The 22354-nt window shown below is 42.6% G+C and carries 19 protein-coding genes; 17 read left to right on the top strand and 2 right to left on the bottom strand.

Going from position 1 to position 22354, the window contains the following annotated elements; translation table 11 throughout:
* Window position 1: 1 nt before the first annotated feature.
* Window positions 2–439, top strand: coding sequence for a YlbF/YmcA family competence regulator (locus tag J7E35_RS03580; protein ID WP_214777034.1), 438 nt, complete (start codon window positions 2–4; stop codon window positions 437–439).
* 306 nt (window positions 440–745) lie between these two features.
* Window positions 746–1288: an outer spore coat protein CotE gene (locus tag J7E35_RS03575; protein WP_041966656.1), complete on the top strand. Its 543-nt coding sequence runs from the start codon at window positions 746–748 to the stop codon at window positions 1286–1288.
* A gap of 333 nt (window positions 1289–1621) precedes the next feature.
* Here J7E35_RS03575 and J7E35_RS03570 read toward each other — a convergent pair whose 3' ends face one another.
* Complete coding sequence (locus J7E35_RS03570; protein ID WP_214777032.1) at window positions 1622–2533, bottom strand: 4Fe-4S dicluster domain-containing protein; 912 nt, start codon at window positions 2531–2533, stop codon at window positions 1622–1624.
* A 306-nt stretch (window positions 2534–2839) separates the two neighbouring features.
* Between J7E35_RS03570 and J7E35_RS03565 the strand changes: the two genes are divergently transcribed.
* The 5 genes from J7E35_RS03565 to J7E35_RS03545 all read left to right on the top strand — a co-directional run bounded on the left by J7E35_RS03565 (window position 2840) and on the right by J7E35_RS03545 (window position 8160).
* Entirely contained in the window at window positions 2840–3454 is a 615-nt protein-coding gene (locus J7E35_RS03565; protein WP_214777030.1) for a molecular chaperone TorD family protein, read from the top strand.
* 379 nt (window positions 3455–3833) lie between these two features.
* On the top strand, window positions 3834–6029 hold the full coding sequence (locus J7E35_RS03560) for a molybdopterin-containing oxidoreductase family protein (RefSeq protein WP_214777027.1): 2196 nt from the start codon (window positions 3834–3836) through the stop codon (window positions 6027–6029).
* Complete coding sequence (locus J7E35_RS03555; protein WP_214777025.1) at window positions 6029–6565, top strand: 4Fe-4S dicluster domain-containing protein; 537 nt, start codon at window positions 6029–6031, stop codon at window positions 6563–6565. The genes J7E35_RS03560 and J7E35_RS03555 overlap by 1 nt, the downstream gene beginning before the upstream one ends.
* Before the next feature lie 5 nt (window positions 6566–6570).
* On the top strand, window positions 6571–7467 hold the full coding sequence (nrfD, locus tag J7E35_RS03550; protein WP_214777023.1) for an NrfD/PsrC family molybdoenzyme membrane anchor subunit: 897 nt from the start codon (window positions 6571–6573) through the stop codon (window positions 7465–7467).
* Window positions 7468–7593: 126 nt separating this feature from the next.
* Window positions 7594–8160: a hypothetical protein gene (locus tag J7E35_RS03545; RefSeq protein ID WP_214777021.1), complete on the top strand. Its 567-nt coding sequence runs from the start codon at window positions 7594–7596 to the stop codon at window positions 8158–8160.
* A gap of 47 nt (window positions 8161–8207) precedes the next feature.
* Here the strand turns inward: J7E35_RS03545 and J7E35_RS03540 are convergent, their stop codons facing one another.
* Entirely contained in the window at window positions 8208–9662 is a 1455-nt protein-coding gene (locus J7E35_RS03540; protein ID WP_214777019.1) for an aldehyde dehydrogenase family protein, read from the bottom strand.
* A 223-nt stretch (window positions 9663–9885) separates the two neighbouring features.
* Here J7E35_RS03540 and J7E35_RS03535 point away from each other — a divergent pair, with 223 nt between their 5' ends.
* The 10 genes from J7E35_RS03535 (at window position 9886) to mutL (ending at window position 22149) form a co-directional block, all read left to right on the top strand.
* The gene (locus tag J7E35_RS03535; protein ID WP_214777017.1) at window positions 9886–10323 is read left to right on the top strand and encodes an NUDIX domain-containing protein; all 438 of its coding nucleotides are present in this window, start codon (window positions 9886–9888) and stop codon (window positions 10321–10323) included.
* 405 nt (window positions 10324–10728) lie between these two features.
* Window positions 10729–11055 carry a hypothetical protein gene (locus J7E35_RS03530; protein ID WP_214777015.1) on the top strand — a complete coding sequence of 109 codons (327 nt, stop codon included), beginning with the start codon at window positions 10729–10731 and terminating at the stop codon, window positions 11053–11055.
* Between the two features lie 250 nt (window positions 11056–11305).
* Complete coding sequence (locus tag J7E35_RS03525) at window positions 11306–11743, top strand: GNAT family N-acetyltransferase (RefSeq protein ID WP_214777694.1); 438 nt, start codon at window positions 11306–11308, stop codon at window positions 11741–11743.
* A 134-nt stretch (window positions 11744–11877) separates the two neighbouring features.
* Window positions 11878–12918, top strand: a complete 1041-nt coding sequence (locus tag J7E35_RS03520) for a sensor histidine kinase (protein WP_214777013.1) — start codon at window positions 11878–11880, stop codon at window positions 12916–12918.
* Entirely contained in the window at window positions 12899–13525 is a 627-nt protein-coding gene (locus tag J7E35_RS03515) for a response regulator transcription factor (RefSeq protein ID WP_214777011.1), read from the top strand. The genes J7E35_RS03520 and J7E35_RS03515 overlap by 20 nt, the downstream gene beginning before the upstream one ends.
* Before the next feature lie 201 nt (window positions 13526–13726).
* Complete coding sequence (locus J7E35_RS03510) at window positions 13727–14668, top strand: ABC transporter ATP-binding protein (protein WP_214777009.1); 942 nt, start codon at window positions 13727–13729, stop codon at window positions 14666–14668.
* A gap of 13 nt (window positions 14669–14681) precedes the next feature.
* Window positions 14682–15872 carry an ABC transporter permease gene (locus J7E35_RS03505; protein WP_214777007.1) on the top strand — a complete coding sequence of 397 codons (1191 nt, stop codon included), beginning with the start codon at window positions 14682–14684 and terminating at the stop codon, window positions 15870–15872.
* Window positions 15865–16995, top strand: a complete 1131-nt coding sequence (locus tag J7E35_RS03500; RefSeq protein ID WP_214777005.1) for an ABC transporter permease — start codon at window positions 15865–15867, stop codon at window positions 16993–16995. Before J7E35_RS03505 ends, J7E35_RS03500 begins: the two co-directional genes overlap by 8 nt.
* A 519-nt stretch (window positions 16996–17514) precedes the next feature.
* Window positions 17515–20169, top strand: a complete 2655-nt coding sequence (gene mutS, locus J7E35_RS03495; RefSeq protein WP_214777003.1) for a DNA mismatch repair protein MutS — start codon at window positions 17515–17517, stop codon at window positions 20167–20169.
* 54 nt (window positions 20170–20223) lie between these two features.
* Window positions 20224–22149 carry a DNA mismatch repair endonuclease MutL gene (gene mutL, locus J7E35_RS03490; protein ID WP_214777001.1) on the top strand — a complete coding sequence of 642 codons (1926 nt, stop codon included), beginning with the start codon at window positions 20224–20226 and terminating at the stop codon, window positions 22147–22149.
* Window positions 22150–22354 lie beyond the last annotated feature (205 nt).

Below are 22354 nucleotides of genomic sequence, written 5' to 3'. Positions count from 1 at the left end.
GTTGGCAAAGTACAATAAAGATGACATTATCCAGCGTTCAAGAGAAATCGCAAGAATGATTGCAGAAACAGAAGAAGTTGACTTTTTCAAGCGTGCAGAAGCACAAATCCATGAGAATGAAAAAGTGAAAACACTTATTTCTTCTATTAAAGGCCTTCAAAAACAGGCTGTTAACTTTCAGCATTACGGAAAAACAGAAGCGTTGAAGAAGACGGAAGCAAAAATTGCTTCTTTAGAACAACAACTTGATGAAATTCCAGTAGTCCAGGAGTTCAAGCAATCGCAAATTGATGTTAATGAATTGCTTCAGCTAGTGGCTACAACGATTTCCAATACAGTTACAGATGAAGTAGTCGAATCAACTGGCGGAGATGTACTTCGCGGCGAAACAGGAGCAGCTTTGAAAAACGAAGCAAGCTGCCATACGCACAACCATTAATCATTGAAGAGTAAATGGCACCCTATTATAGGGTGCCATTTTTTTTCATTTGGATCAGATAATGGACCCTGTTGGGAAGGCGAGAGGACTGTTTATTCAGTCTGAGTATCTCTTTTTAAGGACTGCGGTATGAAACCAATCCAATCTTAATTACCCAGCAACTTTCTTCAATTGGGAACATTCAGCATGTATGGGCATACAATGAACTATGCCTAAGTTTTTACCAGTGGTTCTAAAATTAATCGCACACTAGTCTAATATCACGCATAAGATGAATTGAAAAAGATTGAGGAGGTTTCGCTCGCAATGGGAGATTACAGAGAGATTATTACGAAAGCCGTCGTAGCGAAGGGACGCAAATTCACGCAGTCCAATCATACGATCAACCCAGCGCATAATCCGAGCAGCATTCTGGGCGCTTGGGTCATAAACCATAAGTATAAGGCAAAAAAGGTAGGGAAAGTGGTTGAAGTAAACGGGTCTTACGAAGCCAACATCTGGTACTCCTTTGATGATAATACAAAAACTGAAGTAGTGACGGAGAAAGTAACTTACTGTGATGTCATCAAGCTGAAGTACCGTGACCCTGATTGCATGGATGACCATGATGTCCTTGTAGAGGTTCTGCAGCAGCCTAACTGTATTGAAGCGGTCATTTCGCCTAATGGTAACAAAATCATCGTTCACGTCGAGAGGGAATTCCTTGTGGAAGTCATTGGTGAAACGAAGGTATGCGTTGTCACTCATCCAGGCGGATGCGATTGCGATGATGATGAGTGGGGCCATGGCATCGATGATGACGAATTCGAAGACTTAAACCCAGACTTCCTCCTGGGAGAGGAAGAATAACATCGAACTAGGAAGCTTTCACTTCCTAGTTTTTTTTTACGCTCTTTCGTAAACTTTGTTGCTTTTACACCCAAAGTAAAAACCGGCTTCTGGTTTTTACGATTAATTACGTTCCGATCCGGAAGCATTTTTCGAAAAGAGCCCGCAACCTTTAATAATGCGGATGACTGTGTTTGTCCATAAAGCAACAGTCAATGCGGAAACAGCCTTTTTTTATTTGGATACTGAAACGTAAGAAGTGGAAACACATAGCCATTTAAAAAGGTACTGGGTATGGAAGAAGTTTAAAAAATGAGCTTATAATGACCAGTGCCTTTATTATAGCCCATTCACTCAAAGGAAAAAGTTAGGCTTTTGAATTGTGCTGCATATATGGCATGAATCAGATTCCTCCCAGGCATGAAAGCCGGTGTTGCATTGTTTGCAAATGTTCTTACTCAGATTATAAGAGACTGACGGAGCCTGGTGTGCCTTTTGCTCAACTTTTATTGCGCTCGTTCTACAAATGTCCAAGCATAAATTGCAGCCGGTGCATTGGTTTTCATTCATTATCAGCTCGTTTTCCCCGAGGCTGAATACGCCTGAGGGACAAATATTAAAACAGGCTTCACATAGTGTGCACTCATCCTTGTTGATGTCCACTTTATAAAAGGACCAATCCTTGAACAGAACGGAAGGTTTAAAATTGCTTTCATTGAAGCGCCATTCTACAGGTGTCACGGAAGAGAGGACAGTTTTCCTGCTGTCGGAAGAGAGCTTTGCAAAAAAGTCCCGTCTTGATAACCTGAGCTGCTCTTCTGGTTCCAAGACAAACTGGTTTGTAACCTGCAGGAGTTCAAGTGACATAGCGCTAAGGACTTCATTGGCCTGGCTGATCCGATTTGCTAAATTCGCATTTATAGAAGGCTGATGAATAAAGCGGATTCCTTTTTTATGGTAGTAAAGCATTTCCGTTAAGCTTGGCAGCGGCGATTCGTGCTCGAGGAGAAGATGATCCTGGCTGACCTTTCTTGAAGGAGATTGTCCTTTGACCGCCTGTACAGGACAGACTGTGATACAGACACCGCAGGAAGTGCATCTTTTTCCATCAATCATAATTTTTTCATTCTCAAATAGGATGGCTTCATCTGGGCATTCGTCAATACATGCTGAACAGGAACTCAGCAGGCTGATCTTCCTGGTGCAGGATTCTGAGATCTCCATATCGTAGCTCAGACTTTCAAGCCAATTGGTTAACAGAGACATAATCGTCACCTCAGGGGGCATTATTTCTATACTTTCATTTTACGATTAAACCTTTTAAAAAGAGGCAAGTTTGCCAGATATTCATACATATGTAAAAGAAAATTCACAAATGAAGATCCACTGAAGCCATTATATCCTCGTAAAACCAGGAGAAATCAGTTATGTAGACGGACCTATGAAAAATTCATTGCTGATAATTAGGTGAAATCCTTCACATACTCTGCCGGGTTTCGCCACATAATGTATATTGTTTCACAAACTTTTATGCCATATAGTGAAGGTGTATTCGAAAGGTGGTGAATCCCGGTGATTGGATTAGAGAACAGAACGGATTGTGTGAATGTTTTTTTAGTCCTAGCAGATTTATATAAACATCCAACTATAGATATCTGGGATGAGATTAAGGAACAAGAACTTCTGAAGAAGCTGGAAGATTCGATCCAGAATCATTACAATCTTACTTTTTCCTTAGAGGAAGTCTTGCCTGAAAGCTATGAAAAATTTCGAGAATTATTCATGATCTCTATTGGAAGCATGCAAAAGCAGGCTGCCATTCCGGTTGAATCGTTGTATAAACCGTGGACACAGGATGAAACTTGTACACTTCCCTTTGCTCGGGACAAAGGGTACATGCTGGGGGATTCGGCGTTACATATCAATTTTCTGTTAGAAAAGCTAAAGATCGATATTCCTGTTGAATTACAGGGCATGCCGGACCACTTGGCTATCCTGCTGGAATTGCTGGCATATTTCATAGAGCATGCTCCTGAACAATTTACAGCTGAATTTATGGATGATCATTTTGATTGGCTTGAGGACTTTGAATCGAAGCTTTCGCAAGTAACAGAGCACACATTTTATCAGAGCTTGACGAGAGTATTGATTGAGACCGTGCAGGCGCATCGAAATAATTACCAGTAGGTCTTAAATCTTGGCTGATTTCGCATTGATTGCTGCTATTCGCAGATGAACCTGCCTCTTTATAAATAATAGGCATCTGGGCTCTTTTCGAGGAGACTTCCTTGCTTCAAATGCGTAAAAGGTTGTAAAAACAACAAAGTTTAAAAAAGGTCATAAATCTTAAAGGTGGTGATGCTTTTAGTGATGGACAATCTTTTGAAAAAAGCTGTATTAATAGATTCAATTCCATCAGTCAGATACTTTGCTAAAGAGTCAAAAAGTTTAAACTTTAGCAATGTTGGAAGAAGCATCAAGTTACCGAGTGTGCCTGTGATAATGAATTATAGGCATTAAATCCAAAATGTTTTACGGGTTGGGAGTAAAAGGAGGGCTAGTTAAAATGGTGGAAACAAAACTAACACGTCGTGGATTTATCAAAGCCTCTGCTGCTACTGCTGCTTTGGCATCTGCGGGAACAGTAGGCTTTAATGAATGGTCCAAAAATTATGTGAAAGCAGGAGCGAGCGCTGTAGTTAAGGAGATTCCTAGTACATGCAATGCATGTTCAAGTAAATGCGGAATGATCGGCCATGTCAAAAATGGCCGCTTATGGAAGCTGACTGGACACCCTGACCATCCTTATTCGAAAGGAAAGCTGTGTGCGAGAGGGCATGGTTATGCTACTGTTGTTTATTCTAAAGACAGGCTGACACAGCCTTTAAAAAGGGTTGGCGAAAAGAAATTTGAGCCGATCACATGGGAACAAGCTTATAAAGAAATCGCTCAAAAATTGAACAAAATCATTAAAGAGCATGGTCCCCAGTCAATCGCATTAACGGAGGACCCGCGTGCTTCAGGGAAATTTTATTCCCCTCGATTCATCAATGCTCTGGGTTCTGCCAACTATTATACGCACCATGTAGTTTGCTCGAACTCCAGGGATGCTGGTTTCCTTCATACAGTAGGTGTAACGGCTACTAGCGCAGATATCAGCAATGCAAAATATATTATGTTCATTGGCAGGAGCTATGGTGACGGCATCCGTCCTAGTTCCGTACAATCTCTGGCAGCTGCGAAGGATAACGGAGCCAAGATTGTCATTGTCGATCCGCGTTTGAACAATACCGGCAACCTGGCAACTGAATGGCTTGCGATCCGTCCAGGAACAGACCTTGCATTAGTGCTGGCAATGTCACATGTGTTGATAAAGGAAAACCTCCATGACATGGAATTCATTAAAAACTACACTATTGGTATTGAGGAATACGCTAAGGAACTGAAAAAATATACACCACAATGGGCAGAAAAAATCACCGGCATACCTGCAGATGCAATCACACGGATTGCCATTGATATGGGCAAAGCCAAACCGAAAGCGTTGATTGAGCCATCATGGAGAGGAGCATTCGGCTGCAACTATGAAAATAGTACAGAAACCGGCCGTGCCGTTGCAATGTTCAATGCTCTGCTTGGAAACTACCAGCAAAAAGGCGGAAGTATCTTTGGCGGAAAACCTTCGCTGGGTAAGCTTGACAAAGCTAAACACCCGAGTCCGAGAGAATCTGAAGTTCCAAAGGCAGGATCTAAGGAATTCCCGATTGCCTACCCAAATAATGGTGTAGCAACAATCGTTGCAAAAGAAGCACTGGAAGGCAAAATGAAGGCGGCAATTTATTATCATTCCAATGCGGCACTCGGATACGGAAACCCTAAAGTCATGACGGAAGCATTATCTAAAATGGATCTTGTGGTAGCAATAGATGTTCAAATGTCTGAAACCGCACAATTGGCTCACTACGTTCTTCCAGAAGTGACATATATTGAACGCGATGAAGTAATAGAAGGTCTATCAGGTAAGATTCCTGGAATCGCCCTTCGCCAGCAAATGGTGGAGAAAGTCCATCCAGAAACAAAGCCGATCAATGTAATTTATACAGAGCTCGCAAAAGCTTGCGGAGTTGGCCAGTACTTCAATTTCACCCTGGATGAATTGAATGAAGCGATGCTCGCACCGACCGGTATTACGTATAAACAGCTTAGGGAAAAAGGAACAATCATGTTCCCGAACGAGGAAATTACAATCGGTGAAATGCCGAAATTAAAGACTCCTTCCGGTAAAGTTGAATTTTACAGTGAAACATATAAAGCAGCAGGTTTCAAGCCGATCGTCGAATGGATTGAGCCAAAGGTAAGTCCGGCAGATGATTCCTTCCGTCTGATTACGGGCAAGCAGGCGATTCACAGCCATACTCAGACGGCGAATATACCAATCTTGATGCAGATTACAAAAGATTATGATTTAGAGAGAATCTGGATCAACCCTGTCCGTGCCAAAGCGCTGGGAATCAAGGATGGCGATATGGTGGAATTGAAATCCAGTGAAGCGACCAGCAAAATCCGGGTCAAAGTTACGGAAAGAATCCATCCAGAGGCAATTTTTGTCCCAAGTCATTACGGCATTACGTCTAAAGATTTGAAGACAGGACACGGTGTTGGCTTTGGATATATGGAGCATGTTCCATTTGATTTTGAAAAATGGAGTGGAGCAGGAAATATCCACGAAGTAATCGTGAAGGTTAGGAAGGTGAATGGCTGATGGCACGGTATGGAATGGTAATAGACACAAGGAAATGTGTCGGCTGTTATGCTTGCCGGGTAAGCTGCCAGATGCAGAATGAGCTTCCGGTAGAAGAATCATATATAAAATTTTATGAAAAGGAAACAGGAGTTTTCCCAAACGTAAAGAATGAAATCATCCCTGTACAATGCCAGCACTGTGAGGATGCCCCATGTGTAAGTGTTTGCCCGACAAAGGCAACCTACACGACGGATGAAGGCATCGTGCTAGTAGACGCGGAAAAGTGTATTGGCTGCAAATATTGTATGGTTGCCTGCCATTATGGAGCAAGAACGCAGGATCATAATACTGGAGTAGTGGAGAAATGCCGCTTCTGTGCCGAGCTGGTAGCAAAAGGCAAGCAGCCAGCCTGTGTCAGTACGTGCATTAGCAACGCAAGGATATTTGGTGATCTTGATGATCCAAACAGTGAAGTTTCGAAAGCAATCGTTAAAATGAATGCCCAGCCTTTAAGGCAGGACTTAGGCAAGGCAAAAATCTACTACGTGAGGTGATTATAATGGTTTGGGGAACAATTATCGCTGCCTATTTATTCCTTGCGGGACTTAGTGCCGGGGCATTTTTAACCTCTTCCTATGCAGCAAGGAAATATCCTGATGCCAAGACAGTCAGGTTTGTCGGAAGGTTAATCAGCCCAATTCTGATGGGAATAGGACTGTTGCTTCTAATTGTTGATGCTGAAGCTGGTCTCAAGGATCCTTTGCGCTTCATCTATTTGTTTACGAATTTCAGTTCAGTCATGACAATCGGTACTTATTTCATCAGCTTTTTCATGATGGCGGCAGCCTATATCGCCTTGATGGAGCTGTTGAAAAAAGATACGAACAAAATTGTGGAGTATATCGGCATCGTATTCGCTGTTGCCACAGCCATTTACACCGGCTTTCTGATTGGGGTCGTCGGTGCTGTACCACTATGGAATACAGCCATTCTGCCGATCCTGTTCGTGGTGTCGGCATTCTCAACAGGGATTGCCGGTACTATGCTCGTGTCAGCAATCTTGGATAAAAAAGTCGTTCACCATGTCATGTCGATAAAAAAGATTCACTTAACATTGCTGATGGCTGAAGTATTCCTGATCTTCACAATGTTCCTAATTACTTCATCGACAAATGAATCAGCATCACAATCTGTTTCAATGCTTCTTACAGGTGAGTACAGTGCTTTATTCTGGTTCGGACTTTTTATAGCAGGATTAATCGTTCCCATTACAATTGAAGCCCTTGAATTATGGAATTCAAACAAATTTCATCAAACTCCGGCGGGACTGGAAGCAGCTGCTTCAGGCTCACACGGAATTGCAGCTACTTTGATCACAGAAAGTGCCGTACTGGCAGGAGGTTTCATTCTCCGCTACCTGTTGCTGGCAGCAGCTGTTCCAGTAATATTTTTATAATAAACGTGCAAACCAGGTATTTTAGGTATCGAGATAACTCTCCCGCTTTTTCTTTTTTCGTAGGCCGAGAACAGATAGCAAGCTTCCGAATATAATGCCTATGATGAACGAGGAGGGATTATTAAGATGAATTTGCCTGCTGCGGATTTAGGAATCATGGCTGAACACCTGCCGACCCATGAAGGAGTTATCAGTAAGTTAAAGATTTTCTATGAAATTGTGGACAATCAAGAATTAAAAAAACTGCTTCAGTTGAATACCCAAATGCTCATGGAGCATGTGAGAGTAATGCTTAAACTAATAGATCCGGATAACAAAGAAGAAGTAAAGCTTGCTGAAATGCCTGATTTACAGATTAATATGAAATCAATAAAGCTCTCTGAACAAGAAAAAGACATTGTTCTGGAAACAAGGGCGGTTTCTAAGCTAATGGGAAGTGATAATTTCAATTCCGCTCTAATGATGAAAGATATGAATGTGAAAAACATCCATATCCAGATGGCCTACCAGGATGTAAGGATGCAAATGCTTTACAATATGATTGTCGAACATGTAGATGCTGATTTTACGCCGCGTGTTACTGAAGCAATGCAATCTAAGACTTATGATAAATATAAACATATTTTAAAAGAGCAGGGATTTAAACGGAAGAATCCAGCAGAAGCGGCCGCACCGGATAACTCGATTTTTTGATCATAAAAGAACAAAAAAGCTGAACCTGAGGTTCAGCTTTTGATTTGTTAAAATGGGTATTTGCGTGGATTGGTCTGGGCTGATATCCATTGTACAGTTGTAAATTCTTCAAGGGACCATTCGCCGCCGAATCTTCCAAGACCTGAATCCTTTTCACCGCCAAAAGCAACCAGTGGTTCATCGTTGACGCTTTGGTCATTAACATGGACCATGCCCGATTCAATTTGTTTGGCCACTTCGACACCTTTTTCAACAGACCCTGCGTGGACAGCGCCGCTTAACCCAAATGGTGTGCCGTTAGCAATTCGAATTGCTTCTTCTTCACTTTCAACAGGAATGATTGTTACGACTGGGCCGAACATCTCGTTCTTAGCCGTTGCGACCTCGTTGCTGCCGGTAAGCACGTATGGAGTCATCAGCGTGCCATTTGCGGAGCCTTCCAGCACCACTTCAGCTCCTTCGGATTTAGCCTTCTCTATATCTTTAAGGATCCGGTCGACAGCTCCGCGGTTGATCAGCGGTCCGATCAGAGTATCAGGCTCACGCGGATCACCAGCTTTAAGGCTTTGAGTTTTTTCCACAAACTTATCAACGAATTCATCATAGCGGTCCTTGTGGACGATCACCCGGTTAACAGCCATGCAGATTTGTCCATTGTGCATGAATTTACCGAAGATGGCAGAGTTTATGGCATGCTCTATATTTGCATCCTCAAGGACTAAAAGTGCATTATTGCCGCCGAGCTCAAGGGCCACTTTTTTAATGTTTTTTCCGCAAAGCGCACCGATATGGCGGCCGACACCAGTTGAACCAGTAAACGAAATCATTCTTGGAACAGGATTCTCCACGAATGAATCGCCGATTTCGCCAATATCAGATACAGTCACATTAAGCAATCCTTTTGGCAGACCTGCTTCTTCAAATATTTTCGCAATCACAGTACCGCCACTCATTGCAGTCTGCTCATCAGGCTTCAACACGACTCCATTACCAACTGCTAGTGCAGGTGCAACGGAACGCATTGATAAGTACATTGGAAAGTTAAATGGACTGATGACACCTACCACACCTAGTGGTTTGCGGTATACACGGTTTTCCTTTCCGGGAACAAGTGAAGGCACCATTTTGCCGTCCATTCTTAATGGGAATGACGCTGACTCTCTAGTGATGGCGATACAGAAATCAACCTCGACATTTGCCTTGATATGGGTAGAGCCAGACTCTGTTATAAGTAACTCTACCAATTCCTTTCTTCTTTCCGACATGATGCGGACTGCATTTTCCATGATAGTAGAACGTTCGAATGGATTGATATTCTCCCATTCTTTTTGTGCTATCCTGGCAGACTCATACGCTTCTTTAACATCTTCCATGCCAGCCATCTTGAATTCAGCCAAGACTTCTTCGTTATACGGGTTTTTATCCTGATAGCGGCTCTGGCCCGTACCATCTCGCCATTCTCCGCTGATATATTGTTTATTCAAATTCTTATACTGTTCCATCATCTCACTCCTAGTAACATAGTCTCTATTTTTTTTACCCGCGGAAAGATAGTTAAAAAGTAATTTAATGAAAAGGAAGGAGATTCTTATGAAAACACGAAAAGTAAAATGAAGAAAATTGTTCCAATTAATAAATTTTGAAAATTTAGTATAGTAGTTGTTTATCATGATAATAAAAACTTTTTTGGATTGTAGGGATGCAAGAATGATAACTTTTGGGAAAATGAAACCGGGAATAAACTATACATGGCGGCCTGGGGTGTATGGAATCATATTGAATGAAAATGAAAATGAAAATCTGGTTGCATTAATCGAGACGGATGATCGGAGATATTTCCTTCCTGGCGGTGGCATGGAAGAAAGTGAAAGTCATGATGAGTGTCTTGTAAGAGAAGGCATTGAAGAAATGGGAAAGCTTCTTGAAATCGGCGAATGGATCGGAAAAGCACAGCGATATTTTTACTCAGAGAAGGATTGTACATATTATCTCGTTGAAGGTCACTTCTATTTTGCCAGAATAGCCGGAAGCACGGGAGGACCTTTAGAGGCGGACCATCATCTTAAGTGGATCGAAGCGGGGGAAGCTGTAAAGAGGTTGTTTCATGACCATCAAAGCTGGGCTGTTCAAAAGGCCTTGACGATGATGGGAAATAGCAGTTAAGATGTTCCTTCTAATACAGGCATTATGAATTGAAAAATGGGATTGATAAAATGACTAAATAGACTGGAATAGGGTAGCCTTGTTGGGAAATTCAAATGAACCAAAATACCCCTTTCCTTTCTGACCTGCTTAATGGTAATGTTAGCATAATCACATTCCTCATGATAAATTTGTTTGACCATAGGTTTAAATGGGAAAATATTTCTTAGAACAGTAAAATAATGAGGGAGATTATGATTAACAACTTTGAATACCGAATCTTTAACGAAGAACTAAGAAGACTTCATAAAGAGTACCAGCGATGTGATGATGCCACTATAAAAAAATCTATATTTATGGATATCAAACTTATAGAGAATGCGCTGGAAGCGAACTGAAAAAGTAAATTATGCAGGAGATTTTTATATGAACAAACAATTAACTGATCCAGAATTCCTTACTTTTTGTGAAACCGCTATGCCAATTGAAGTGGTAGAAAAATTTACTGATAATAATATCCGCGGACTTGAGAATATTGCACTAAGGTCGATTTCAACCCGCAATAAACTGCCGGCAAATGTTACCAATCTTCTGGTTGCCTATTTCTACAGCCACTACGGTAATCAGGTATATAATCGTAATGACCTGGCACGTTTATATGATTACTGGGCATCAAAGGATATCAGGACAATGGCTCAGGCAGCCGAAATGACCAATGAAGATATTGAGGCAGTTCTCAATACGTTGAAATGATGTCGTAACTTTAAAACAGGCTGAGCTCAGCCTGTTTTTTTTGCTCTTTTTGCGTTTATGCTTACTTTGGAACATAATTTTGGAAAACAGGTTCTTTTCAAGAATGGTGGCAAAGCAACAAAATAGCAAAAAGGAATATCTCTTGAAATATCGAATAATTTACTAAAATAATAGAAGGCGGGTGTCATTTTTGCTGGAAAATAGTCTGGTCAGACTTGCTGTAAAAGAAGATGGAGAAAAGATTATCGATATGCTGAAAAATAATGCAAAGTGGATGCAAGATCATGGCATCAATCAATGGCGATACCTATTAAAAGGAGGGGATGATGAGGAAATCCTGGAAGCCATAAAGCAAAAAGAAACATATATCGTCCTGAATGATGAAGAATTAATCGGTACTTTCACCCTCTCGACAACCCAAAGTGAATGGGACAACCATATATTTGGTGTGGACCCTGAAGGAGATTCAATGTATCTGCACAGGCTGGCTGTATTGCCCGCATATATCGGCAAAGGTATTGGAAAAGAGATATTAAAATGGATTGAGGATAATATTTCAACTGACAAAACCTATTTAAAATTAGACTGTGTTGCCGACAACAGCAAACTGAATCAATTCTATTGTGCAAATGGATTTCACTACCTCGGTGAAACAGATCAACACAGTAAATATCAAAAAAAATTTTGACCCTTGTTGGGTCTTTTTTTGTATATAAAAACACTTGAGATTTCACTTAATGTTAATAAACGGGGCGGAGTACCAGCCAGAATAGGGGTTAAAATGGAGTTGCAAAGAAGAGATGTTTAGCGAGGGATTAGTTTATGGTTATCCAAACAGAATTTTTGGAGGAAATTATTGACCATCTGCCTGAGGGCATGATTGTAATGGATAAGGATCGGAGTATCCATTATCTAAATGAAAAGGCAGTTCACATGACTGGCTGGAAGCTTGGCGAGAAAGTACCCTACTGCACTTATTGCCAGGAAAGAGAGCAGGACGAGAATGAAAATCGCTGTATTCTAACTTCTGATGAACCGATTCCATTTTTCAACTCCCATCTGGCGGTGTATGAAGGACTTGAAGAATTTGAAATGTCTTTGAAGAAAATGATTATATCGGAAGAAGTATACTATGTACTCAGAATACGGCCGCCTGTACGTAATGAGAATAGCGAGCGGGCACGATTCCATGAGCTGCTTGTACAAGAAACGCTGCTCGCCCAGGAGGCAGAGCGCAAAAGGATTGCCATGGAACTGCATGATCATATTGGACAAAGTGTCTATAGCATTTTCCTTGGCCTCGAGGTCATTAAACAGAACATTAGCGAAGAAAAGTATCAAAATCATGTCACCAACATGGTCCATGTCATGGAAAAAACCCTTGAAGATATTAAGCGTCTGACAAAAAGCCTCAGACCGGAAATCGTTTATGACATTGGTTTGGAGAAATCGCTTCGTCAAGCAGTAAAGGACTGGAGAAAGCTATACCAGATAGAAATCTTTTTGGAGATGGAGCTTGATAAGGAACAAAAACTGGATCCAGAAAAAGAACTCCATCTATTCAGGATCATCCAGGAAAGTATCACAAATTCGGTTCGCCATGGAAAAGCAACCTATTTCTCCATCCATTTAAAAACATTCTATCAATATATATTTTTTCAGTTATACGATAATGGCAATGGCTTCATTTCCACTGGATGCAAAACGAAAGGGCTCGGCCTGAAGCATATGTACGAACGATGTAAAATGCTTGATGGCGACATTAAGTGGCTCAGTAAGGAAGGCGGTCCTACGAGGGTAGAAGGCTTTGTATCTTTAACAAAAGAGGAGGGGGAGAGGGAAGATGAACCTAATGATCATTGATGATCATGAAATTGTCCGGGACGGATTAAGCATGCTCTTGCAGCAATCTTTTTGCATTGACGGAAGGATTTGTGCCTGCGATGGCTATGAAGCTGTTAAAGCTGCAGCGGACTTCCCCGCCGACCTGGTACTGCTGGACCTTTCGATGCCGGGCGGCCTGGATGGAATGACGACATTGGAAAGGCTGCGGAAACTTCTGCCGGATGCCAAAATAGTCATTTTCTCGATGCACGATGATATCGGGTATCAGAAGAAAGCTTACGAGGCCGGAGCTGACGGCTATTTAATCAAGCAGCTGAAGCGGGACGATCTCATCCAGTCCCTGGACAAAATTTTGGCAAACCAAAAGGTGTTCGACACCCATGTGTGGGAAGATGAATCGGAAGGTGACCAAATCAATCTCGTTGATCTTCCGATAACAAAGCGAGAAAAAGAGGTTTTCATTCTTACTGTAAAAGGATACTCTCAAAAGGATATCGCGGAAAGACTTGATATATCAGTAAAAACAGTTGAAAACCACCGCCAGAAAATCGGTGAGAAGCTAGGAACGCACAAACGATATGAATGGGTCGAGACAGCACTGAAATATAATGTATTGCAACCTTAGAAGCAGGACAGATATGTCTTGCTTTTTTATTTCTCTAATGTGATTAAATATGTCCTGGCTTAGGGGGATATTGCAAGATGACAGGCCAATAATCCATGAGGGAATCTTTTAAACAATTTAAATATATTAATTGGAATTTATTTCATGAAGGCAATTTTTCTGAGATAATGAAATCAATATAGGTCGAAAGTAGGTGTCTAAATGGAAGTCTTGGAAGTGAGTCAATTGACTAAGAGGTTCAGAGATTTCGAGGCAGTCAAGAATGTTTCTTTTTCCGTGCAAAAGGGTGAGTCATTTGGTCTTTTGGGGCCAAATGGCGCAGGAAAGACCACCACCATCCAGATGATATCAGGGTTATTTCCGCCAAGTTCAGGAACCATTGATATTGCAGGCATTGATATGGTCAGACAGCCAAAGCAGGGGCAAGCGTTTTTAGGCATTGTTCCTCAGGAAATTGCGCTATACCAAACGATGAGTGCGAGGGAAAACCTTTCATTCTGGGGAAGAATGTACGGTTTAAGAGGAAACCACTTGCAAAAAAGGATAAATGAAGTACTTGAAATCATCGGATTGACCGATCGGGCCAGGGAAAAAGTAGAGACTTTTTCTGGCGGTATGAAGAGGAGAGTCAATATCGGTGCTGCCATTTTACATAATCCGGAGTTATTGATCATGGATGAACCGACTGTAGGTATTGATCCGCAATCCCGCAGCCATATCCTTGAAACAGTGAAAAAACTGAATGCAGAAGGGATGACTGTTATCTATACAAGTCACTATATGGAGGAAGTTGAGTATCTTTGTGAAAAGATCGGCATTATGGATAAGGGACAATTCATTACATCGGGAACCATTTCGGAGTTAAGGGAGACAATCGGTGATCGTTCACGTATTGTCATGAACTTTTCCAGGGCACTAAACCTTGAAAACATAAAGACGATATTGTCTCCATCGATACCTGAAAAAGACCTGTCATTGAATCACGATGAGCTGGCAATTTTTCATAAAGAGCCACAAAACGTGCTAAGTGAATTAATTCAGTCAGTTACCGGAGCGGGTTTTGAAATCACTTCCGTTGAAGTCGTGAAACCGAACCTAGAGAGTGTGTTCCTCCACCTAACTGGCCGAAGTTTAAGGGATTAAGGAGGTAGTTGATATGGGTTTTTGGTGGCTGGCACTAAAAGATGCGCTTCTCATGGGAAGAGACCGTAAGGCACTGTTGACGCTTGTTTTTATGCCGATCTTATTGATCGGAATCCTTGGTGCAGCATTCGGCAATATGATGGATGAAGAAGAAGCAGCTTCGATTAAAAAATTCGAGGTCGGTATTGTGAATCATGATGAAGGTCAGCTTGGCAGTGTCTTGTCTCAAGAGGTATTCAAAAAAGGCCTTCCAGAGCTCATTTCTGCAGAGGCAATGACCGAGGAGAAGCTGGAAGGCAGTTTAAAGCAGCAGGAGATTTCCGTTGGAATCATTATTCCGCATGATTTTTCCGCCCATGTCATTTCGGGTGGAAATTCTGAGGTGCAGGTCATCTCCATTCCGTCAGCTTCTATTCAATCATCGATCGTCGAGAATGTCATGCTGCAGTTCACTCAGAGTGCCGCTGTAAATGTAATAGCAATGGAGGTCGCTGATCCATCCGGTTTTGGCAAAGCCCTTCCTGCTTTGTCTCAATTGGCGGAAGCTGATTATGACTTTGTTGAAGAAGTAGCGGTCGAACAGGATCAAAAACCAGTGGGCTCATTCCAGTATTATGCAGCCGGTATGGGTGTCATGTTCTTGCTGATGACGGTTATTACCGGAGTAAGCGCAATGATTGATGAAAAGGAACAAGATGTATACAATCGTCTGCTTGTTACAAAACTGTCTAATCAACATTACTTAATTGGCAAGTTTATTGGCTTGCTGTTTATGTCTTCAGTTCAATTTTTCATTATTATTCTTGGGACACATTATCTTTATGATGTTCGGTGGGGAGAGTCAATGATTGGGGTCATTATTGTAGGCTTTGCTTTTGTTTTTAGTGTCAGCGGGCTGGGGGTACTCCTTGGAGCTCTTGTCAAAAAAGAGAAAACATTCAATGCAGCAGGAATGCTGGCTACTCAAATAATGGCGGCTGTTGGGGGCAGCATGGTCCCATTGTATATTTTTCCTGACTGGGTCAATACGGTCGTCAAAGTCCTTCCAAATGCTCTTGCCCTCCAAACATTCCTGGAGTTAATGTCAGGTGCAGGAGTATGGCAAATACTGATAGAAGCAGGCATTTTAATTGTGATTGGTCTAGTATCACTTCTATTTGCGTTTGTATCCCTTTCTGCAGGGAGGAGGGCTTTGCATGCGTAATATTTTGTCCATCGCGTTTTTACACCTGAAATCATTGTTCAAATCACCTTCAGCGATTGTGATGATGTTCATTATGCCAATTATGTTCAGTCTTATTTTTGGAGGAATTGGCTCAGAAGGATCTTCGCGGAATAAACCGGTTGTGCTGATGGTAGCACAAAGTGATGAATCAAACAGCAGGATTATCGAGTTACTGTCATCAAATGGCCAGTATACCTGGCGAAATGTGGATGAAAAGCAAGCCAGAGAATCGGTCGAAAGCCAAGAGGCAATTGCAGCGGTGATAATCGCTGAATCGGCAGTAGAGAGCTATGATTCCGGTAAGCCTCTTTTTCAACTAGTTGCCCAAAGGAAAACTCAGGAGTATCTTGCGTTAAAAAGTTATGTAGAAGGTGTTGGGAGGACTGTTATTCAAACCCTTGAAATGTCCCCTGAACAAGATGCATTGGCCTTCAAGGCTATACTAGAAAAAGCGGCAGCGCGAGAACCACTGGAGATCAGCAGTAGAGTCATTCAAAAGGAAGAATCAAAAACTGGTTCCGTCGGCATGCTGGCAATTGGCTTTACGATTATGTTCATGATGTTTGGAATTTCAGGAGCAGCTTCCACCATTCTTGATGAAAAAATCGGTGGCACATGGCAGCGTCTGCTCACGTCACCAACCACGAAAGTCCAGGTGATGACAGGATACCTATTCTCATATTTCTTGATGGGAGCCATCCAATTAATCGTCCTCATGATTGTCATGTACTTAATTTATGGTTCAAAGTGGGGCAATTTGTTTTACTTCGTTCCATTTGCTGCACTCGTCATCATAACGATTGTCGGCTTTGGCCTGATGATGGCCAGCATCGTAAAGACGAGACAGCAGGCTAGTGCGCTGAGTGCTGTGTTGATTGTCAGTACATGTATGCTCGGAGGTGTTTACTGGCCAATAGAGATTGTGCCGGAATTCATGCAGCAAATAGCTAAGGCAGTGCCCCAGAGCTGGATGATCACAGGATTTCGTGAAATAGTCAGCGGAAGCCTTTATCTCCCTGCACTCCGAAATTCAACACTAGTATTGCTAGTATTCAGCTTACTATTTTTTACCATCGGGTTGAAAAAAATGAAATATGATTGAAAAATGCCAGTCCTTATTGGGACTGGTAATTCTTTTTAAGTGGATTCTATCGAAAATTATATTTTGTCGAGTTATAATAGATATTTAGAATAATAGTCGAAAAGAGAGCTTTTTCCAGTGTGCATTCCCCAAAAAAGAGTGTGTGCGCGGAAGACGGTAAAAGCAGAAGAAGTGCATTGCCCGAAAAAGAATAAGAGAATGGAAAACGGTCAAAGCGGATTCCCTGCATTGACCTTACAATAAGGCTCTGTTATAGACAGATGTTATTTTAAAGCCCTGTTGATTGTAGTGGAAGGCGCGCAGACTCCTGCGGGATGAGCAAGTCATGGGGGGACCCCGCAGGCGCATAAAGCGCCGAGGAGGCTCCCCGACTGCAAGGAAGAATTTGATCTTTGAAAAAGCCGGCAGTAGGGCTTTTTCTTAATTCTTCCCCGCGGAAAGCGAAGCGCCTGGAACGAAAATCACCAGCCGAGTTTAACAGAGCCTTTAATAAAAGCAAAGTGAATTTTGGAGGAGAATATGGCTGCATATACCCCTATGATCAAGCAATACCTGCAAGTGAAGGCGGATTACCAGGATGCCTTTTTATTTTTCCGTTTGGGAGATTTTTATGAAATGTTCTTCGAGGATGCGTTAAAGGCATCCCAGGAACTTGAAATAACACTGACGAGCAGAGAAGGCGGCGGCGAGGAACGGATTCCGATGTGCGGTGTTCCTTACCATTCAGCTCCTAACTATATTGAACAGTTGATTAATAAAGGCTATAAAGTTGCGATATGTGAACAAACAGAAGATCCCAAGACTGCCAAAGGTGTCGTTAAGCGGGAGGTTGTCCAGCTAATCACTCCGGGAACCGTCATGGAAGGCCGAGGGCTACTTGAAAAAGAAAATAACTTTATCGCTACTGTTTCGGCTTTTCCGGGAAACATATATGGTTTTGCCTGCAGCGACCTGTCGACAGGGGAAAGCAGGGCTACTTTAATTAACGGCAGTATCGAAGACCTTATTAACGAATTATCGATTTCTGGAGCAAAGGAAGTTGTCATCCAAAGCACGCTTTCACCGGAAATCCAGAAGAAACTGAAGGAGCGTTCCATTCTGGCGCTGTCAATAGAGGATAACACTGAAATGAATGAAACTTTTTCAGTTCTATTTTCGAACCTTGAGAATGAACAGTTAAAGAGCACGGCTTCAAGATTATTCAATTATTTATACCGGACGCAGAAGCGAAGCCTTGATCATTTGCAAAAGGTATCTGTCTATCAGGTACAGCAATATATGAAAATTGATTACTTTTCCAAGCGTAACCTTGAACTGACAGAGACCATACGCTCTACAGCAAAAAAGGGAACACTTTTATGGCTGCTTGATGAAACGATGACCGCAATGGGCGGCAGGATGCTGAAGCAATGGATCAACAGGCCGCTGATTGACAAAGCTGAGATCGGCCGTCGTCAGGAACTGGTCCAGCTTTTTGTCGGACAGTTTTTTGAACGCCAGGAATTACGGGAAAAGTTGAAAGAGGTATACGACCTTGAACGTTTGGCTGGAAGGGTTGCTTTTGGCAATCTTAATCCAAGAGATTTGATGCAGCTAAAAAGATCTTTATTACAGGTGCCATCGCTAAAACATATTTTGGAGAGTCTTCCCCACGAGGAAGCTGTCCATATGGCAGATAGACTTGATCCTTGCGAGGAGGCAGCGGATCTGCTTGAACAGGCAATCGTCGATAATCCTCCGATTTCTGTCAAGGAAGGGAATATCATTCGCGATGGTTACGATCAACAGCTTGACCAATACCGAGATGCAAGCCGAAATGGAAAAACGTGGATTGCTATGCTGGAGCGGGATGAGCGCAAGAAAACAGGGATAAAATCCTTAAAGGTTGGCTATAACCGAGTGTTTGGCTACTATATTGAAGTAACGAAGGCGAACCTGCATCTTCTTCAGGAAGGCCAGTATGAGCGGAAGCAGACGCTGTCTAATGCGGAGCGCTTTATCACGCCTGAGCTGAAGGAAAAGGAAGACTTGATCCTCGCGGCCGAGGAAAAAAGTGTCGAGCTTGAATATCAGTTATTCACCGGAATCCGCGAGACGATAAAAGAATATATTCCTAGATTGCAGGGGCTTGCACGGGCTCTTAGTGAGCTTGATGTCATTCTGGGGTTTGCAGAGCTGAGTGAACAGCGCCATTATGTAAGACCTGTTTTCTCAGCTGATCGAAAAATTGTCCTGAAGGATGGACGCCATCCAGTTGTCGAAAAGGTGATGGATGCCCAGGAATACGTGCCAAACGATTGCTATATGGACAACGACCGCGAAGTCCTTCTGATTACCGGACCGAATATGTCTGGTAAAAGCACATATATGCGCCAGGTTGCCCTGACAGCAATCATGGCTCAAATCGGCTGTTTTGTTCCGGCGACTGAGGCGGTCATGCCGATATTCGATCAGGTTTTCACCAGGATTGGTGCGGCAGATGATCTTGTTTCCGGACAAAGTACTTTCATGGTCGAGATGCTGGAGGCAAAGAACGCCATTACCAATGCGACGAAGGATAGCTTGATCCTATTTGATGAAATCGGCCGTGGAACCTCAACTTATGACGGCATGGCACTGGCCCAGGCTATGATTGAATATATCCATGATAAAATCAGCGCAAAGACGCTTTTTTCGACACACTATCATGAAATGACTTCACTGGAAAATGAATTAAATAAATTGAAGAATGTACATGTGAGTGCAGTTGAACAAAATGGAAAAGTAGTCTTTCTTCATAAAATCAGGGAGGGTGCAGCGGATAAGAGTTACGGAATTCACGTTGCCCAGCTTGCTGAATTGCCGGCAGATCTGATTGAACGTGCTGCTGAAATCCTGCAAATACTCGAGCATACGGATACTCAGGTGTCTTCAGGACTTAAAAAGAGCGCCGACTCTGTGCGCGAACCAATGCAAAATGTGCAAGACAAACAAAGCGTCCTTCAGGCTGCGGAAACGGCAGCCGCAGCTCAATTATCATTTTTTGATGAAGAGCCAGAACAGAAGAAAGCTGGCGGTTCGAGCAAAAAGGAGAAGCAGGTTATTGAACAATTGAACGGTTTGGAAATCCTTGATATGACTCCTTTACAGGCCATGAACATGCTTTACGAGCTGCAAAAAAAGCTGCGTAAGTAAATATGTTCCTCATAAAACGCTTAAGAAAATACTAATAGCTGGAGGTGAGACGGAATGGCGAAAATTATTCAACTTGACGATGCATTATCAAACAAGATTGCTGCCGGTGAGGTAGTAGAGCGGCCGGCATCGGTTGTGAAGGAACTGGTGGAGAACGCGATTGATGCCAACAGTACCGTGATTGAGATTGATCTCGAGGAAGCAGGACTGGCCAGGATCAGGATCACAGATAATGGAGACGGCATAGAGGAGGATGATGTTCTTGTGGCCTTCCAGCGGCATGCCACGAGCAAGATCAAGAATGAAAACGACTTGTTCCGGATCAGGACTCTCGGGTTCAGGGGAGAAGCGCTGCCGAGTATTGCCTCTGTCTCAAGGCTTGAAATGAAAACATCTACCGGTATTGAAGGCAATAAAGTGGTCATCGAAGGCGGCAAGGTCAAATCAGTGGTGAAGGCCGACAGCCGCAAAGGTACGGATATCAGTATTTCAGACCTGTTTTTTAATACTCCGGCACGCCTTAAATACATGAAGACAATCCATACCGAACTTGGCAATATTACCGATGTCGTCAACCGCCTGGCGCTGGCAAATCCAGATATCTCCTTCAGGCTTGTCCATAATGGACGCCAGCTTCTGAAGACGACAGGAAATGGGGATGTTCGCCAGGTGCTGGCTGCCATTTACGGTATTAATATGGTCAAAGCTATGATTCCAATCAGAGGAGAGTCTCTGGATTATAAAATTAGCGGCTATATTTCAATGCCGGAAATCACCAGGGCATCACGAAACTATATTTCGACTATGATTAATGGCCGTTTTATCAAAAATTATGCCCTGGTTAAAGCAATCCAGGAAGGCTACCATACGTTGCTCCCGATTGGCAGGTATCCAGTTGTCCTGTTGAATATTGAAATGGATCCGCTCTTGATTGATGTGAACGTCCATCCATCCAAGATGGAAGTGCGATTGAGTAAGGAGCAGGAGTTGAATGAGCTTGTCTCGAGCGTAATAAAGAACGCTTTTAAGACGAAGGAATTAATCCCGGCTGGGATGGTTACCCAGAAGCAGGAGAAACCCAAGTCAGAACAAACATTCATGGACCTGGACCATTTGCCTAAAGCTGAAGAGATGGCTTCATTGATTCAGTCAACCATTGAGCGCAGGCCATTGGTAGAGGGTAAAGCTGATGAACTGACCAAAAGCTATAAAGCTGATGAACGACAAAGTGCTTCACAGCAGGAAGCTCCTGACTGGAGAAACGCCTTGGTAGCTCAAGAGAATCCGGCACTTTCCTTTGCTGCACCTGATGAAAACGAATTTGTTCAAGAAGATGGAAAGACAGATCCGGCTGCTTCAACAGCAGCTTCCGAACAGCCTGCTGAAGTACAGGCTTCCCGTGTCCCTCCTCTTTATCCAATCGGGCAAATGCACGGTACTTATATTCTCGCCCAGAACGACCGCGGATTATATATAATTGACCAGCATGCTGCCCAGGAGAGAATCAAGTATGAGTATTTCAGGGACAAGGTAGGCGAGGTAGCGACTGAGCTTCAGGAAATGCTCATGCCAATAACACTTGAATACTCAGCCGATGAGTGCATAAAAATCAATGAGCACCAACATGAGCTGGAAAAAGTGGGGGTCTTCCTTGAGCCATTCGGCTATAACAGCTTCATCGTCCGCTCACACCCGCAGTGGTTCCCTGGCGGAGAGGAAAAAGAGCTGATTGAAGACATGATTGAACAACTCCTGATGATGAAAAAAGTGGATATTAAAAAGCTTAGAGAAGAAGCAGCCATCATGATGAGCTGCAAGGCATCCATCAAAGCAAATCATCACCTGCGCACCGATGAGATCCAAGCATTGCTGGATGAATTGCGGCGTTCGTCCGACCCGTTCACATGTCCGCATGGCCGGCCGATCATTGTCCACTACTCCACATATGAAATGGAGAAAATGTTTAAGCGGGTCATGTAAGTCAGAAGAAACAGTGTTCCAATTAGGAGCACTGTTTTTTTTGTTGTTTAGAAAATTTTACTCCTGTTGGATAAAAATTCTTTGATTTTATTTTAAAATAGTGTAAAATTACACTAATAGGAAAAATATAAATAATTCTGATGAAATCATGAAATGGTTTATAGGCTCTTATAATATACAAAGGGGGCGATATATTGTTCGTATT

It is taken from the genome of Bacillus sp. ISL-45 (assembly GCF_018613195.1).
Taxonomy (GTDB): domain Bacteria; phylum Bacillota; class Bacilli; order Bacillales; family Cytobacillaceae; genus Mesobacillus.
The sequence above is the reverse complement of the archived record's forward strand: the minus strand, read 5'-3'. Positions and strand labels throughout refer to the sequence as shown.